The 16653-nt window shown below is 56.9% G+C and carries 12 protein-coding genes; 6 read left to right on the plus strand and 6 right to left on the minus strand.

What is annotated here, in order from left to right; translation table 11 throughout:
- Positions 1-158 precede the first annotated feature (158 nt).
- Complete coding sequence (hrpB, locus tag FFI90_RS12200; protein ID WP_246123558.1) at positions 159-2237, plus strand: ATP-dependent helicase HrpB; 2079 nt, start codon at positions 159-161, stop codon at positions 2235-2237.
- Positions 2238-2246: 9 nt separating this feature from the next.
- On the opposite strand, the gene FFI90_RS12205 is transcribed toward hrpB, so the two are convergent.
- Positions 2247-2615 carry a DUF6746 family protein gene (locus tag FFI90_RS12205; protein ID WP_144778355.1) on the minus strand — a complete coding sequence of 123 codons (369 nt, stop codon included), beginning with the start codon at positions 2613-2615 and terminating at the stop codon, positions 2247-2249.
- Positions 2616-2772: 157 nt separating this feature from the next.
- Between FFI90_RS12205 and FFI90_RS12210 the strand changes: the two genes are divergently transcribed.
- Positions 2773-3591, plus strand: a complete 819-nt coding sequence (locus tag FFI90_RS12210; protein WP_144778356.1) for an ATP-grasp domain-containing protein — start codon at positions 2773-2775, stop codon at positions 3589-3591.
- Between the two features lie 17 nt (positions 3592-3608).
- Here the strand turns inward: FFI90_RS12210 and FFI90_RS12215 are convergent, their stop codons facing one another.
- Positions 3609-5963, minus strand: a complete 2355-nt coding sequence (locus tag FFI90_RS12215) for a fatty acid cis/trans isomerase (protein ID WP_144778357.1) — start codon at positions 5961-5963, stop codon at positions 3609-3611.
- A 338-nt stretch (positions 5964-6301) separates the two neighbouring features.
- On the opposite strand from FFI90_RS12215, the gene FFI90_RS12220 reads away from it, so the two are divergent.
- Positions 6302-7477: a type III PLP-dependent enzyme gene (locus FFI90_RS12220; protein WP_144778358.1), complete on the plus strand. Its 1176-nt coding sequence runs from the start codon at positions 6302-6304 to the stop codon at positions 7475-7477.
- 140 nt (positions 7478-7617) lie between these two features.
- Here FFI90_RS12220 and FFI90_RS12225 read toward each other — a convergent pair whose 3' ends face one another.
- Genes FFI90_RS12225 through FFI90_RS12240 form a run of 4 tightly spaced genes read right to left on the minus strand, consistent with a single transcriptional unit; the run spans position 7618 to position 12100 of the window.
- The gene (locus FFI90_RS12225) at positions 7618-8787 is read right to left on the minus strand and encodes an MFS transporter (RefSeq protein ID WP_246123560.1); all 1170 of its coding nucleotides are present in this window, start codon (positions 8785-8787) and stop codon (positions 7618-7620) included.
- Positions 8788-8814: 27 nt separating this feature from the next.
- Positions 8815-9210 carry an ectoine synthase gene (locus FFI90_RS12230; protein ID WP_144778359.1) on the minus strand — a complete coding sequence of 132 codons (396 nt, stop codon included), beginning with the start codon at positions 9208-9210 and terminating at the stop codon, positions 8815-8817.
- 50 nt (positions 9211-9260) lie between these two features.
- Entirely contained in the window at positions 9261-10691 is a 1431-nt protein-coding gene (locus FFI90_RS12235) for a GTPase/DUF3482 domain-containing protein (RefSeq protein ID WP_144778360.1), read from the minus strand.
- The gene (locus FFI90_RS12240) at positions 10688-12100 is read right to left on the minus strand and encodes a DUF2868 domain-containing protein (protein WP_144778361.1); all 1413 of its coding nucleotides are present in this window, start codon (positions 12098-12100) and stop codon (positions 10688-10690) included. The genes FFI90_RS12235 and FFI90_RS12240 overlap by 4 nt, the downstream gene beginning before the upstream one ends.
- Positions 12101-12187: 87 nt before the next feature.
- Between FFI90_RS12240 and FFI90_RS12245 the strand changes: the two genes are divergently transcribed.
- From FFI90_RS12245 to FFI90_RS12255, 3 genes are all read left to right on the plus strand, one after another.
- On the plus strand, positions 12188-12547 hold the full coding sequence (locus FFI90_RS12245; RefSeq protein WP_144778362.1) for a DUF6164 family protein: 360 nt from the start codon (positions 12188-12190) through the stop codon (positions 12545-12547).
- A gap of 390 nt (positions 12548-12937) precedes the next feature.
- Complete coding sequence (locus tag FFI90_RS12250) at positions 12938-15052, plus strand: 3-hydroxybutyrate oligomer hydrolase family protein (protein ID WP_144778363.1); 2115 nt, start codon at positions 12938-12940, stop codon at positions 15050-15052.
- Positions 15053-15189: 137 nt separating this feature from the next.
- The gene (locus FFI90_RS12255; RefSeq protein WP_144778970.1) at positions 15190-16602 is read left to right on the plus strand and encodes a sigma-54 interaction domain-containing protein; all 1413 of its coding nucleotides are present in this window, start codon (positions 15190-15192) and stop codon (positions 16600-16602) included.
- The last annotated feature ends 51 nt before the right edge of the window (positions 16603-16653 follow it).

Here is a 16653-nt window from a genome sequence, read left to right on the forward strand (position 1 = left end):
GAGATTGTGGTGGGGTTAATGATGATTGTCATTATATATAAGACTCATATTGGCGCTAAAAAACGCGTTATAACAGTATTCTAGTATACAAATGACAAGATGGTGAAATTAGTAAAATTCAAGAGCGCTCCCTGCAAGCCGACCTGGGCCTGGCTCTGGTGCGTGAAACACAGGAAGCATTGCGGGAAGATCTAAGGGTGCTGGTAATGTCCGCTACGCTGGACACCGGACCCATTGCCCGCCTTCTTGGTGGTGTGCCGGTGCTAAGCAGCGAAGGACGCGCGTTTCCGGTAGACCTGTTCTACCGGCCGGCGCCTGCAGCGCAGCGCAACCCGCGGCTGATGGACCAGGTGGTAGCGGTGGTTTTCGAGGCTTTGGCACAGCAAACTGGCTCGGTATTAGTATTCCTGCCGGGGGCCGGAGAGATTCACCGGGTAGCTCAGGCGCTGGCCGGACAGGTGGCTTCCAACGTCGTGATCGCACCCTTGTTTGGCAATCTCAAAGCGGCCGAGCAGGATCGGGCTATTGCACCGGCGGCATCGGGTACTCGTAAAGTGGTGCTGGCAACCGCCATTGCTGAAACCAGCCTGACCATTGAGGGTGTGCGCGTAGTCGTTGATAGCGGCCAGCAGCGCCGGGCGGTGTTTGACCCCAACAGTGGCATGACGCGATTGCTTACCAGCAGAGTTTCCAAAGCTTCGGCCGAGCAGCGCAAAGGCCGCGCAGGCCGTGTAGAGCCGGGCGTGTGTTACCGGTTATGGAGCGAGTCAGAGCAATTCGGGTTGGCGGAGTTTACGCCTCCGGAGATTCGCGAGGCGGATCTGGCGCCCCTGGTGCTAGAGCTGGCCCAGTGGGGCGCCCGGACGCCGGATAAGCTGGGGTGGATCGACCCGCCGCCTCCCGCCCACTGGCAACAGGCCCTGGAGCTGTTGCAGTGGCTGGATATGTTAGACGATGCAGGTGCAATCACCGAACACGGTAAGTCCGCGCGGGCTTTGGGCATTCACCCCCGGCTGGCGCACATGGTCGTATTAGGACGATCGCTCGGGTTGGGCGGGCTGGCTGCTGAACTGGCCTCGTTACTGGAAGATCGGGATTTGCTGGGCCCAGGCGCCGGTGCCGATATGCATGAGCGCATTCGCGCCCTTCGAGGTGAACGCGGCTTCCAGCGCATAGACCCGCACCGGCTTCAGGCGTTGCGCCATCAGGCAAACCGCTTGTCTGAGCGTGGCGCTGCTAACACAAGCGAGCAGAATAGGGCGCCAACGTCCACGGAAGTTGGTCGTCTGTTAGCGCTCGCTTATCCTGATCGCATCTGCAAACGTCGGTCCGGAGACACGCCGCGCTATCAGCTCAGTAACGGTAAAGGGGCGTTGTTACGGGAAGATGATGGGCTGGTCCGGCATGAATGGCTGGTGGCCGCAGACCTGGACGGCAAAGCCAGAGAAGCCAGGATTTATCTGGCGGCGCCGGTAGATCTGCCAACTCTGGAAACCGATCTGGCGGCCCATATCCTTGAGCAGGATGAGGCGGAATGGGATGACAAACGCGGTACGGTAGTCGCCCGAAAAACCCGCCGGCTGGGAGCCCTGCTTCTTGCCGAGAAACCTTTGACAAAACCCTCGCCCGAGCTGATTCAACAAGGTTTGCTGACAGCCGTGCGGCGTAAAGGGCTTGATAACCTGCCTTGGACACCTGCAACGCGGCAGTGGCAGGCGCGAGTTGCGCTGCTTGCCAGGCACTTTCCCGGGCAGTGGCCCGATGTCCGTGAGCAGGCACTCACAGAATCGCTGGAACACTGGCTGGCGCCCTTCCTGAGCGGCATCAGCCGTTGGTCAGAGTTGGGCAAAATGAACTTGCAGAACGCCCTGAACAGCCTGCTGGAGTATTCGCAACAGCAGCAGCTGGCTGAGCTTGCCCCTACCGCTCTGACCATTCCCACCGGCAACTCCGTTACCCTGGATTACACCGCTGACAATGGCCCGATACTGGCGGCCAAGTTACAGGCGCTGTTCGGCTGGACACGAACGCCTGTAGTGGCGGGCGGCAAGGTGCCTGTTCTGATACACCTGCTGTCTCCGGCTCGAAGACCACTGGCAGTCACGGCCGATCTGGCCAGTTTCTGGGTTAACGTCTATCCACAGGTCCGTAAAGATACCCGTGGCCGCTATCCCAAGCATCCCTGGCCAGAAAATCCGCTAACCGCCTTAGCCCAGCAGGGCGTCAAACGGAAATAATGCGGGTGATTATTTTACAATCTTCCGGCTATTGGTCAGGTACTGCTTGCCGGCAGAGCGAACGGTGTCCGTACCCGCGCGCTCAGAAGCCTTGTGAACCTTCTCGAGTGTATCCTCAAGAGCATCGATTTCGTCATCCAGCTTTTGCAGAGCATTTTCCAGCGTATAGGTGAGCTGGTGAACTTCGTTCATGGCCTCTGGAGTCAGGTCGCCGGCCAGCAGTTTTTCCAACTGGTTGTTGTACTCTGAGAAATTGGCAACCGCTTGTTCGAGAGTGTGTGCGGGGAGGCCTTTAAAGTGATCACTGTCGCTGGCAAAGGCAGGTACCGCGATTAGCATGGAGGCGGCTACAGCAGTGAATTGGCGAAGAATTGTCATGGTATGGTTCCGGAGTAAGGTGAGAGTTAATGTAATGCGAATTATTATCAATGTGTTTAAGATAAACCATGACTGTAATCAAGTTAACTCATAAAAAGCTTGCGCACAGAGCGAAACTGCCTAAAATTTGCCCACTTTTATCTGCGCGACCCCACCCATGCAACTCGTATCGTTTAATGTCTTTCGCACGCTCGGCTTCCCCGACACAACCGTACTCAAGCCGGAGCATTTCCTGCGCCATAAGGAACTGCTGAGCAAGGCAGACTGGGTGCTTTTCCCTGAGTACTGGCAGCTCAATGCACTGGTGCATGGCCTCAAATGCCGTGTGTTTCCCAGCGTTGCCAGTTATCGCATTGGCCATGACAAAGTTGAAATGACCCGGGCTTTTGAGGCGGTAGCGCCGGAGCATATTCCCTGGACAATCATTGAGGCCAACGGCCCCCAGGAGCGTGAACATATCTGGAGTGTTATGGCGCTACCCTTTGTTGCGAAGTTGCCGAAGGCCAGTATGGGCGAAGGCGTTTGGTTGATTGAAACACTGGACGACTGGCGCAAATACTGCGAACGCACAGAGGTTCTGTACGTTCAGGAGTACTTGCCGCTGGATCGCGACGCACGCGTTGTCGTGGTGGGCGATAAGGTCGTAACGGCCTACTGGCGTACTCAGGCTGATCAGGGTTTTTACAACAATGTGTCCAAGGGTGGCCGGATTGACAATAGCCCGGTGCCCACGGTGATGACAGATCTGGCTCTCCGGCTTGCCCGGGAGCTGGAGGTGGATCACGCCGGTTTTGATATTGCCCTGGTGGAAGGTTATCCCTACGTGCTGGAATTTAACCGTTTATTCGGTAACCAGGGTCTGGGTCAGGGCAGTGATCTGAAGGATGCGATTCTGGAATACCTGCAGCAGCAAAGTGAGCCCCGGGATCCCGGCGGGTCAAACTCCCCCGAGCCACTCCACCCTGTGGCGGTCTGAACCCGGGGGTTGGTTCATTACAGGTTGTTGTACCGGTTAATATCAAAAATACCCGCCTGCAGAGGTTTATGCTCCTGCTGCCAGGCAGTGATGTCGTGGAGAATCTCCCAAAAATGCCGATGAGTGCGGCGCACGCCCCATACGCCGACCAGGGCCTCAAAGCTTTTGGGCTCCTCGGCTTTCAGGGCTTTCATCCGGTCTTTGAACAGCCCCAGTTGTGATGCCGGAATATCGAACATGAAGTTTGGGTAGCTGCCGATGATTCCCGGGTAAATGGTGAGTTCATCGTTCTCTGGCTGGTAGCGCAGATCTTCTCCCAGCAGGAAGGCGACGTTGCTGTGGGCGCGATTGCGGATCACCGTGTAGACCGTGCGCTTTCCTTCCTCGTTGTACACCCTGAGGAAGGTCACGTCGGGCAGGTAGTTGATTGCCGGCAGGAACTCAGCGCGTGTTGCGGCCAGCTCCGAGAGCACCTTATCCGCGTTGCGAATCCACTCCGGTTCGTCTTTGCGGCCACAGTTGCTGCCGCCACAACGATTGATGGGGTCATCTCGCTCAGCGTTCAGCTCGTGGAAATTCAGCAGCAGGCGCGCACCCAGCTCCTCATTGAAGGCCGAGGTTGCATAGGGCACCTGCGACGGTGAGGTGTCGTCCATGCTGGCGTAGCTATAGTTCAGCTTCAGTTTGCCTGCACCTTGATACCAGCGCTGCAATACCTTGGATCGCTCGCCTGGCGGGATCAGGCGCAGGTAGTCCTGTTCGCCGCCGTTGCGGATCAGATCAAAGTAGAGCCGTGTCTGGGCTTGATGGGCCACATTTCCGAATACATCAAAATTCACAACCAGCTCGTAATAGGTGCGCTCCAGCAGAGGATAATCCATCCACCAGCTGGTCAATGGAACACGCCCGATCAGGCCGCGTTGCACAGAAGCGTTGTCGTGATGTCTGAAAACGGTTAGCAGCGCATTGGTATTGTTGCCGTCCCCGTCCCAGATATGATCAAGAGAAGCTCCCTTTGGATAGGCTTCCTTGTAGGCGCTGTTCCGCAACTCACGGTATCGGTTGCGCTTGCCTTTGTACTCGCTCCAGTTATCGCCCAGATCGAGCAGTGCGCTGTCCTGCCCTGGCAGCGCCAATAGCGGAGTTACCTTGTCACGATACTCTGCGTTGGTGACAAACAGGTCGTTCTCCGGATCGTGGTAGGCCACCCAGAATTGGTCACGGATCACGTCGGTGGCAATCTGACCACGACATACCGGCCCGCGAATGAAGGTACGGGTAAAATACTCTGCGTTGTCCAGCATGAACTGATAGCGGGCTTTTGCCGGTATGGCGGCAAAAGTGGCAAACGGATTGGCGCGGCTCTCCCGGCTGTAATCCGGTACGGTTTCCACTTGCCAGTCGCCGGTTTCAAACAACTCGCGGGTGCGTTCGAACTGCTGTTCACCGAAATTGAAGGTTATGTGGCGCTTGTGCACGATGCTGCCCGCCACTGGGCGCAAGCGGTAATACACAGGGCCTTCGGGATCGTCGTTGGGGCGTCGGGTGGCAATGATTTCAATGTCTGTCCCTGCAGGGGTGCGGGATCGCACGATTTCAAAAAAGCGGGTATTGGCGCCATTGTCTTCAAAGTACAGGTGCGCAAGATAGAGGTGCTCGTAGGTCCAGCGGGCGACCAGTTGTCGGCGCGGGCTACCTTCGTTGAGCCAGGTTTCCCAGCGTTGGATGTGATTTTGCTCAGCCTCGTTCACGCTGGTAACTATAGGGCTGATGGCACCTCCCTGGTTGAGCCAGCCGGTGAGTGTGGCGTATTCATCGTCGGTGAGGCCTGTCATGGCCAGCGGCATGCCCTCGTAGGGGTGGTCGCTGGCGTAGTCGGAGAAATCGGCGTTGCTGACACACTGGTTGGCGCGCGACAGGCCCAGTTCTATGTCTTCGGGCAATTTGCTGTTGGGTGCAAACTCATACTCTTTGCCCAGGCGAATCATGTTTTCAAACAGGCTGCGGGTCTGGTCGCCTCGAGCCAGTACCGAGAAAAAACCCATTTCTCGCCACTGTTGTTCGGTTTGTGCATCGATGCCCAAGCGGGTGGTTCTTTGGGTTTCGAAGCGGGCACCGTTGTAAACCGGGTCTTTATGGGCACCGCGAATCAGGCCGTCGGAGTATTCCATTTTGAGCTGGCAGGGTGCGTCAAAGCAGCTGTGGCACGCGAGGCATTTGGCTTCCACAATGGGGCGCACGTCTTCGTTGAAGCTGACCGGCTGTTGGGTGGCGGTGGGCAGTGCTTGTTTGAAGGTGGGCGGCGTGGTGTTTTCGGCACAGCCGGCCAGGAACAGCAGGGCCAGGAGTGCTGCAGTGATGAGTCGCGCCATTGGGGGGATCCTGTGGTGATCGTTTTGTGTTGGCGAATTATAGAAGGTTTGGGGGGTGTTCGCTAAGGCTTGCATTGGGGGCAAGCCAGGGAGCGGGGTGTCTTTTCCTCTGGGAAAACAACTCGCTGCGCTCAGACATTTTTTCCCGGCGGAAAAGACACCCCACACCCCGGCTTTTCGACCATTGGCGTAGGCTGGGCGCTGTTTTAATTATGGGTAGATATGCTCATATCAGTAGGGTGAGAAAAGCCCGACTATCGCGATTATTGTCGGGGCCAACCTGATGTTGGCACCTTTTATTTCGCACAGATCCATTATCCTGAGGTGATACACCATCCATGACCGAGTCAGCCAACGCTAACATCGCCGATTACTACACCGCTGAGACTTTTAGCCGGATCAAGGCTTTTGCCGATGATAAAGAGACACCGTTTGTGGTTATCGATACCGCGACCATTGATCGTCAGTACGACGAGTTGGTGGATGGTTTTCCTTATGCCAAGGTGTATTACGCGGTGAAGGCAAACCCGGCTCCGCAGGTTTTGACGATGTTGCGCGACAAGGGTGCGAACTTCGATATTGCGTCGGCGTATGAGCTGGAAAAGGTGATGGGGCTGAACGTCACGGCAGACCGAATCAGTTACGGCAACACCATCAAGAAGGCACGGGATATTCGCACATTCTATGAGAAGGGTGTGCGTCTGTTTGCCACGGATTCCGAGGCGGATTTGCGTAACATTGCCAAGGCGGCACCTGGTTCGAAGATCTACGTGCGCATTCTGACTGATGGCACGCAAACAGCGGATTGGCCGCTGTCCCGCAAGTTTGGTTGCGAGAACGATATGGCCATGGATCTGCTGATCCTGGCTCGGGATCTGGGGTTGGTGCCTTACGGTGTGTCTTTCCACGTAGGTTCACAGCAGCGTGAGATTGGCGCATGGGATTCGGCGCTGAACAAGGTTAAGGTCATTTTCGAGCGTCTGAAAGAAGAAGACGGTATCGAGTTGAAGATGATTAACATGGGCGGTGGTTTCCCGGCCAATTACATTAACCGCACCAACGAGTTGGGTGTGTACGCATCGGAGATCACCCGTTTCCTGAAGGAAGACTTCGGTGATGATCTGCCCGAGATTATTATCGAGCCTGGCCGTTCGTTGATTTCCAACGCCGGTGTTCTGGTCAGCGAGGTTGTTCTGATCGCCCGTAAATCCCGTACTGCATTGCACCGTTGGGTGTTCACCGATGTCGGCAAGTTCAATGGTTTGATTGAAACGCTGGATGAGGCGATCAAATTCCCCATCTGGACGGATAAAAAAGGCGAAGGTGAAGATTGTGTGATTGCCGGACCAACGTGCGATAGCGCCGACATAATGTACGAGCATCACAAATACCCGCTGCCGTTGAACCTGGCAATCGGCGATCGCATGTACTGGCTGTCCACTGGAGCCTACACTACGACATACAGCGCTGTAGAATTCAACGGATTTCCGCCGCTGAAGGATTACTACATCTAAAGTTAGCAAGCCTGCTTTATTGGGGCGGGCCGGGAAGCGGGGTGTCTTTTCTTCTGGGAAAAACAACTCGCTTCGCTCAGACATTTTTTCCCGGCAGAAAAGACACCCCACTCCCCGGCCTTTGGCCATTGGTGGGAGCGCTACTGACGCTGGAGGTTGAGTTTTATTGCAAGCGGCGAAACCAGTATTCCGTAGGCAATCATAACGGCGATTGCGTGTCTTATGTCGCCGGTCCAGTCTGAAAGCAAGCCGCCCAGCATGGGTACGGTGAACGCTATCGTATAACCCACCAGGAAGTTGCCGGCGGATAGTCTGCCGGTGTCGCTGGCGGGTACCAGCAAGGGTGGCAAAGCCACCATCATGATCAGCAATACGCCGGCGGTGAAGCTCATGAAGGTTGCGCTGGCGATTGCCCACCATCCGGTGAACACCAACATTCCTATGGTTCCCAACAGACTGAGTATCAGCATGATGATCAGCGGGGCTTTTTTGCCTACCCAGTAGCGGGCCATTTTCAGCATTAGCAGTGACGCTACCACTTGGGCAAAGTTGTACCAGAACAGGGCTTCGGTGAGGTTGTCGAACTCGCCTCTTTGCTCCAGCAAAGCGCCAAGGTAGGCGTTTACGCCGAAAAACAGGGAGCCTGAAACGCCAAGCAATAGGCCCAGTTTAAGCGTGAGCGGGTTTTTCCAGTCGGGTAGCCAGGCGACTTTTCGTGTGGGCCGGGCCAGGTCGCGTTTGGGCAGGAACAGGGCTGTTACAACCAGCAGTGCGGGTAACGACCAGGCCAGCATGGTTGCGCGCCAGCTGTTGGCCAGTAGCGGCATGATGACCGGCAGAGTGATGCCGGCGCCAATGAATTCGCCCATCAGCATGCCGTTCATGTAGATCGCAGAGCCAAATGCCAGATGTTTTGGTTCCAGCCAACGGGGCAGCAGTGCCGGTAAGGCGGGTTGCATCATTGCAATGCCGAGGCCCATGACCGCGCTGGTGAGCATCAATGTAAGTGTATCTGCCGCCAGGCCCCGGCCTGCGGAGCCGATGACCATCACGACCATGGCGAGGGCCAGCGTGTTTCGCGGGCCAATGCGTGATATGGAAAGCGAGCCGGGCATGGCGCCTATGGCCAGCATCAGGATGGGCAGCGTTGTCAGAGCGCCAGTTAGAGTCTGGGAGAGTGCCAGTTCGCCACCAATAAACGGTGCCAGCGGTGGCGCAACCAGTATCGGGATGCGCAAGTAAACCCCTGCCAGCCAGAGTAACAGCGCCACCGGCAGCAGGCTTGCTGACGATGGCGTTGTGGATGGCACGGAGTGTTCGGTTGCCGACAAGAAAAATCAGTCGTCGCTGGTATCCGGCAGATAAGCACCGTCTGCGTCGTGTACTTCCTGCCCGGTGACGGGCGGGTTGAACGAACAGATCAAACGCATGTCTTCTGTGCCGCCACGGAGGGTATGCTGATCATGTTTGTCGAGGGCGTAGAGCGTGCCATCCGAGATTTCGTGGGTTTCACCCGTGGCTTTGTCGGTAATCGTGCCGTTGCCGGCTACGCAATAAACCGCTTCCAGGTGATGCTTGTACCACAGGTTCAGTTCGGCGCCTGCAGGGATAATTGTTTCGTGGAAAGAGAAGCCCATACCATCTTTTTTCAACAACATACGACGGCTGGTCCAGCCCGGGCCATGCACTTCACGTTCGGTACCGATGATGTCCTTAACTCGTACAATCTTCATGAGCATTCCTCGTTATTTGATGGAATAGCCATACAGTATAAACACTCATTTCAGGTCCGGTTCAACCGCCAGTCGTCATAAACTGCCATGCATTGCTCTATGGCGACGTGAAATCTGTGCTGCTGATTTTCATCCAGAGGCTGTTGTTTACGGCACTTGTCCAGGGTCCTCTGAATTGTCTGACGGCTCTTTTTATCGAGACGCTCGAGCCAGTGATGATCCGCAGGTTGCAGGTCGAGCAGCTCTCTGCCTGCGTGATTGCGATTGCTTATATGCCACCAGTGATCCACAGCTCGCCCCAGCACCACGTAACCAAACTGGCTGTCCTGCACTGGCCCGAACGTGGCTGTTTTCAGCCCGTCCTGGAGCAGGCCGATGTTCAGAACCGGCAGGGTGAACTTGCCGCCGTAAAAATAGCTCCCGGCCGCACCGATCAGACCACCGACCAGCGCCCCGGTGCCCAGCGATGAGCCCAGAGTCAAGGCGTCCAGCCCTGCACCACTGACGGCGCCCGCACCAAAACCGGCTGTGGCCAGATAACGCCTGCTGACAGCCCAGTGTTTGCGGCTGTCTTCGGAGAACAGGTCATGATCGCTGTGCCATTCCAGTTCGGCTTCCTGCCGTCGGATGCTTTGATGTTGATACAGATGCTCGATTTCCACCCGCAGAGTCTGCTCCCGCTGGCGCTGATGCTGGTACCAGCGTTGCCGGAGCTGGTCTGCGAGGGTGCTGTCGCTGGTGCCCGCAACCTGATCCAGAGTCAGGGTGCGTTTCTCCTGGAACGACATCATGTCTTTCAGCGCTCTGGCAATAATGCCCGCTGCCTGGAGTCGACGTTGCTCGCGCTGGGCAGATAGATGATGGGTCGCCTGACCCAGAGCCTTCTCCCAATCCGGCTCGAGCTGGCCAAAGGCGCGTAAAAGACCGAGATGTTGCTCAAATGGGGCACGAACGGCATCGAACTTGCGGACAACCTGAAAGAATTGCCCCAACGCAGCCTGCCAGGTGTCGCTGTAATCGTCGGCCCCGATGCTGTTGATCAGCGCGAGGCTGGGCTGCCCTGTCCAGCGCAAAATGGTCATCTCTGCTTCATGCTGGGCATTATATGGGGAGGAGCCATCCACCACGTAGATAATGCCGGCGCCCTCGATCAACGGAGTCAGCAGTTCGCACTCGTCCGTAAAGCGGCCGTCGCCCTGATGTTGCAAAACAAACGCACGCACGGTTTCGGCATGATCCGAGGCCGACACGCTGTGGGCTTCCAGCCACTCGAGAACCCGTCGGGGGCGCTGGAAGCCGGGCGTGTCCACCAGCGTGTAGAGAATGTTGCCGTCCACGCGTAACGGATACGATTGTCGGGTGCGTGTGGTGCCGGGTTCTAGCGCGATGGCGATGGCATCGTTCTGTGACAGTGTTGCAACGACGCTGGATTTGCCCTTGTTCGGGTGACCCACGACAGCAAAAATGGGTGTGGTACTCATTGGGTAACTCCCTCATCCATATCGGGAACGGCCCCATGAACTGGTATAAGGCTGACCGTCACAAACTCGGGCCCTGCGCGCCTTGCAAACCTCAACCATTGCTGGACCTGGTGGGCATCTGGCTCTCGCTCAATGTTTGTAGCCAGTGGTACCAGGACGACCTGGGTGTCTTCGGGCCAAAGGTTTCTCGCACTGGCCAGCAGGTCTTCCAGCTCGCCGGTGGGCGGCTCCCAGCTGCGGGTAACCAGCAGAACCGACCGCTTGGACCCTCGTGCCAGCTCTGTGGCTATCTGCTCCAGTGTGTGGCGGTCTTCTGCCAGTGTCATCTTGCCGCCTGCCTTGGCTATAAGGCTTTTGCCGGTGCTGAGTGCATCGGGCAGCTCCGGATCGCCCGCGCCGGCCCAGCACAACACTATTTTGGCATCCGGTAAGGGCTGTAATTTCAGATCCGTTGTAGTGTCGGGAAGGTCTGCGGCATCATTATGTTCATTACCGGTTTCGAGAGCCGGAGTTTCCATGCGGTACATTAACGCACGCATCGCCGGGTGGCTGGTTAGCAGGAGCCTGGCTTTGCGCCGAATCAGCACGCCTGCCAAAACAAAAAGAACGAGCCGGGGCAATAGTGCCCAGGTTGTCCAGAGCATGGCAATGAAAGGCCACCACTGCCCCCAGCGAACCGGGTTCAGGGTGGCCTCGCTTGCGCTGGCACGGAAGAACCGGGTCGCCTCTACAAGCGCCAGGTCCGGAACAGCGGCAGGCCAAAGCCAGGCCCAGGGCGCTGCAATTGCTGTGATCAGGCCATAATAGCGACTGGCATCGGTATCCAGTGTGGTGCTCCAGCCGAAAGCAAGGTCCTGTAGCACCACCATAACCAGCAAGGTTGCCAAGCCCGAGGCCGTAAAACACAGCCCGCCCAGCTGAGCAGCCCGCGCCATAAGCACCGGCTGGAGTCTGGCCGAAACGTCAGATTCGGGGTTGTTGTGAAAGCGTTGGAGCAGCCCGCGCCATGGCTGCCAGCCAGCCAGGGATTGAACGGTAGTCAACAGCGCCAGTAACAACTGGAAGACCACAAAGGCCAGAATAACGGTGACGTTGATGCGCTGCCCGCCGTCATAGAACAAAAGGCCGAGCATAGTCAGTATGCCGAAAACAGCGCCTGCAGCCATAAAACCGCTGCTGATCCGGCGCCAGAAACGCAGAGTCTGCTTTGAGGATGATGTGCCTGCGCCGGGGCCGCTGAGATGGTTCATGTGTGCCAGCCAGCGTTTCGGGCCAGGTGTAACGCCCTGCTGTTCGCAGGTTAGTGCAAACTTGCGATCCCGCCGGTGCAGAAATGCCGGGGCCTGGCCGTTGTCTCTCTGGGCGCAGGCGTCAAAATCCAGCAACAGGCGGAGGGGGTGATCTTTCATGAACGGTTCCGGTTGTGAATTCGGTCTGTTGGTCTTTGGTGTTAGGATATCGGTATTACCCTGTCCGATACCAGACAACGAGTCTTCATGCCCCACCACCTGATGAATTTGCGCCACGTGCCCGATGACGAAGCCGAGGAAATACGGGCTCTGTTTGAGGCTCACGATGTGCGATTTTACGAGACGCCGCCTAGCCGTTGGGGTATCAGTATGGGTGGTTTCTGGGTGCACGACACAGAAGAAGCGAATAGAGCCAAAGCTCTACTGCAAGACTATCAGCGCCAACGCCTGGAAAACCAGCGTGAGGCCTATGAGGCTCGACGCCTGAGTGGCGAGAGCGGTGGCGTATGGCAGATGTTCCGGCACAAGCCTGTTCGCACCTTCGCGGCCTGCCTGGCCATTCTGGTAATCACTGGCCTGAGCCTGCTGCCGTTTATCCGGATTTGATCGTTCTCCCCATGTTATGGCGTCAGTGCTCCCTGAGTATTCAATGATTAACCATCCTTTCTGCAGTATCACAACGTAAATTTACGCTTTTCGGGCCGAGCTGGATGTATGTCGCTTTAATCGGCTGTCCGCCAATCACGACGGTGTCTGGATTTCAGGACAATCGGGCTGTACCAGCTGCTGCGGCAAGGGGTTTCGGTACGAATCCGAACGGCGACGAACGGAAGGTTGTCCGGAAGTCTGGACAAAATAGCGCATAAATAGAAAAAAGTTCTGAAAATAACGAACGAAAACAAGCGGATAAAATTATGGCACAGGACGCGCATAGCGATTGTTTCGGGTTGTGGTCCCGACCCGCACTTAACAACAACAAATAAATAAGGAACGACCATGAAACGTATCATGATCTGTGCGCTGATCGGCGCTGCAGGCTTTGGCCTCACTGCCTGTAATGACAGCAACGACGATAACCCGCCTGCCGCAAACCAGGTTCCCGGGTTTATCCAGGGCGATATTCAGCACACCCAATACGACGGTATTACCGATGATCTGCTGACCGCAGGTCTGGGTGCTACGGGGTTGGGCAGTGCTACAGCACCCGCGTTCTCGGATTCACTCAACCCCTCGCCCGGCGAATTGCGCCGGCTTGCCATCTATAACAATTACCGGGCCTTGGTGGATACATCGGCTGGCGGTGGTTATGGGGAGTTCTTTGGCCCCGGCGTGGGCAATAGCACGGAAGGGCTGATTCCAGGGCATGAGTACATTGCCTTTATGACCGTTCCTGGCGACGACGTGCCTGTCACTGTCATGGCTCAAGTGCCCGACACCTTTGATCCACAGAACCCCTGCATGATCACCGCGCCATCATCTGGCTCGCGGGGAATTTATGGCGCGATTGGAACGGCCGGGGAGTGGGGTCTGAAAAAGGGTTGTGCGGTAGTCTACACCGACAAGGGCAGCGGAACCGGTTCGCACAACCTGGAAACCAACGCCGCCCAGCGCATTGATGGCACTTTGACTACTTCCGATGATTCAGTGCAGTTTCGTGCGGATCTGACGGATGCAGAGCGCGATGATTTTAACGCGATCACGCCCGATCGCTTTGCCTGGAAACACGCGCACTCGAAAACCAATCCGGAAGCAGACTGGGGGCGCCATGTGCTGCAGTCTGTGGAGTTCGGATTCTGGGCGCTCAACAAGCAGTTCGGCGGTGACAGCGCAACCAATGCGATTACGCCTATGAACACTCTGGTGATTGCCTCCAGTGTTTCCAACGGTGGCGGTTCATCCGTTCGCGCTGCGGAGCAGGACACCCAAGGTTTGATTGATGGCGTGGCGGTATCCGAACCCAATGTGAACCCGGTTGTGGACACGGGCTTCACCATTGTTCAGGGTACCGGTACCGCAATTACTGAGCATAGTCGCAGCCTGCTCGAATACACAACAGCATTGGCAGTATACCAGGGCTGTGCCAATCAGGCGCCGGCCATTCGCGATATTGCCCCACTGAACGTTTTTAACACACCAGAGGTGCGCGAGAATATCTGTAACTCATTGGCTGGAAAAGGATTGCTTGCCGGTGCCGTGAGCGCAACCATCGACGACTACGCTATCGAGGCACAGCGTATTTTGAACGAGGATTTCGGCATCCAGCCCGAACAGAACCTGCTTGCGCCGGTGCATTTTGCCTCCAAGGTTGCCCAGAGCATTTCCATGACCTACGCCAACGCCTATGGCCGCGCGGGTGTTGAAGATCGCGTGTGCGGTCTAAGCTTTGCCGCAACAGACTCTGCTGGCGCGGTAACGCCGTTCGCAGCTGCCGGGGAAGCGGCAGCCTTCGCAACCAGTAACGGTATTCCGCCCACCGCCGGCGTCGATATTGTTTACGATGACGCTGAAGGCGAGCCCACGGCGCTTCCTACAAGCGTATCTCCAAGCAGTAGCCAGATCGATTACGGCCTGGACGCCCTGTTGTGCCTGCACAGTCTGGCCCTGGGTCGTGATGCCGTTACAGGAGATGCTTTGACAGGTACCGATGCGGCGCTTGCTGCTGCGATCTCCGAGGGCATCGAAGACATCAGGGCAACCGGAAACCTCCGTGGCAAGCCTGCGGTGTTTGTGACCGGTCGGGCGGATGCCATTCTGCCCATCAACCACACATCACGGCCCTACTACGGACTTAATCAGCGAGTTGAGGGAGCTGGCAGCGAACTTCGTTACTACGAAGTACTCAATGCTCACCACCTCGATATCCTGAACCAGTTTCCGGGTATTGGTGACCGCTACGTGCCGCTGCATCATTACTATTTCCAGGCTCTGGATCTGGTTTGGGAGCGCTTGACCAACGGCACCAAGCTACCGCCAAGTCAGGTCGTCCGGACCACGCCACGGGCAGATTTTGCAACACCGCTGGCTCAGAGCAATCTTCCTGAAATTGCACCGCAACCAGCAGATGGAGATCTTATTAGCCTGGTTAATGACGAGTTACGCATCCCGGAATAGGAGCATTCCGGCCGCCGCGCGCGCCCTCTCATTTGCTCAGGCAACTGAGAGGGCCATATACTTCCGACAAATCACCCGCCTTGCCGGGTGTCAGGGCTTTCAACATGAATGATATTGAACCCGGCGGTACGCGCTACATGACACAGTTGTTTGGTGAGAAAAACAAGAACGGGCTGACTCGGGAACTGATCGAAGCGCTCTTCCCCATGTTCGAAGAAGCCAGTGCAGGGGCAATTGCCGTAGATCGTGATGCCCGCATTACCTGGATCAACAGCAGCTACTCTCAGCTATTGGGCGTGAAAGACCCGGCGAGCGCCATCGGCCGCCCGGTGCGACAGGTGATTCCTGAAACCCGCATGCCTGAAGTGGTGGAAACCGGCAACCCCCTGCTGTTGGACATTATGGAGCACCAGCAACAGCAGCTGGTGGTTACCCGGTTACCCTTTTATGACAAGGAAGGGCAGATCGAAGGCGCTGTAGCATTTGTGCTCTACGATGACCTGCAACCGCTCACCCCATTGGTTAGCAAGTACCGGCGGCTGCATCAGGATCTTGCTGCAGCCCGTAAGGCGCTGGCAAAGAAAGCGAGGAGCACGCGATACAGTCTTGGCGATTTTGTTGGCGCCAGCCCGGGTGCCCTCGAAGTGAAGCGCCGTGCTCGTCTGGCAGCAGGCCGTGAGATGGCCGTGCTTTTGCTGGGTGAGACTGGCACAGGCAAGGAGGTGCTGGCCCAGGCAATCCACTCTGTTTCCAGTCGCGCCGAACAACCCTTCGTGGGTGTGAACGTGGCGGCCATTCCCGATAATCTTCTGGAAGCCGAGTTCTTCGGTGTCGCGCCAGGTGCTTATACCGGCGCAGACCGTAAGCACCGGGAAGGCAAGTTCCAGCTCGCCAACGGCGGAACGTTGTTTCTGGACGAGGTCGGCGATATGCCTTTGCCACTGCAGGCGAAGCTGTTGCGAGCGCTGCAGGAAGGTGAAGTCGAACCGCTTGGCTCCAACAAGGTGGCGTCGGTGGATGTCCGGGTTATTGCAGCAACCAGCCGCAACCTCGAAGCCATGATCGCAGATGGCAGTTTCCGCTCGGATTTGTACTACCGGCTCAACGTTCTGGAAATCCCGATACCACCCTTGAGAGAGCGCCTGGCCGACATCGGGTTGCTGTGTGAAACCTTGCTATGGGAAATCAGCGAAGGGCTGGACATGCGGGCGGAAATTACCGATGCCGGCGTGGCGGCCTTGGCCAGTTACGACTGGCCCGGGAACATCCGCGAGCTGCGTAATGTGCTTGAGAGAGCCTTGACCATGAGTGAGGATGGCGGCGTTCTGGATGCCGATGCCATGTTCAAGGTGCTGCCTCGGGTTGGGGTTCGCCCAGCCTCTCAGATTGCGTCGCGCCCCATCAGGCGATTGTCTGAAACTCTGGCAGAGGCGGAAGCTCAGGCTGTGGAAGAGGCCCTGGTCGCAAGCCGGGGTAACCGAACCAAAGCCGCCCGGCTATTGGGCATTTCCCGCTCGGTGTTGTACGAGAAGCTGGCCAAGATGTCCTGATTTCCGGACGGGTGTCTTGATATCTGTACAAGTACGTACGACTATAGCACT

Origin of the sequence: Marinobacter maritimus, from assembly GCF_007671675.1 — a bacterium.
Taxonomy (GTDB): domain Bacteria; phylum Pseudomonadota; class Gammaproteobacteria; order Pseudomonadales; family Oleiphilaceae; genus Marinobacter; species Marinobacter maritimus.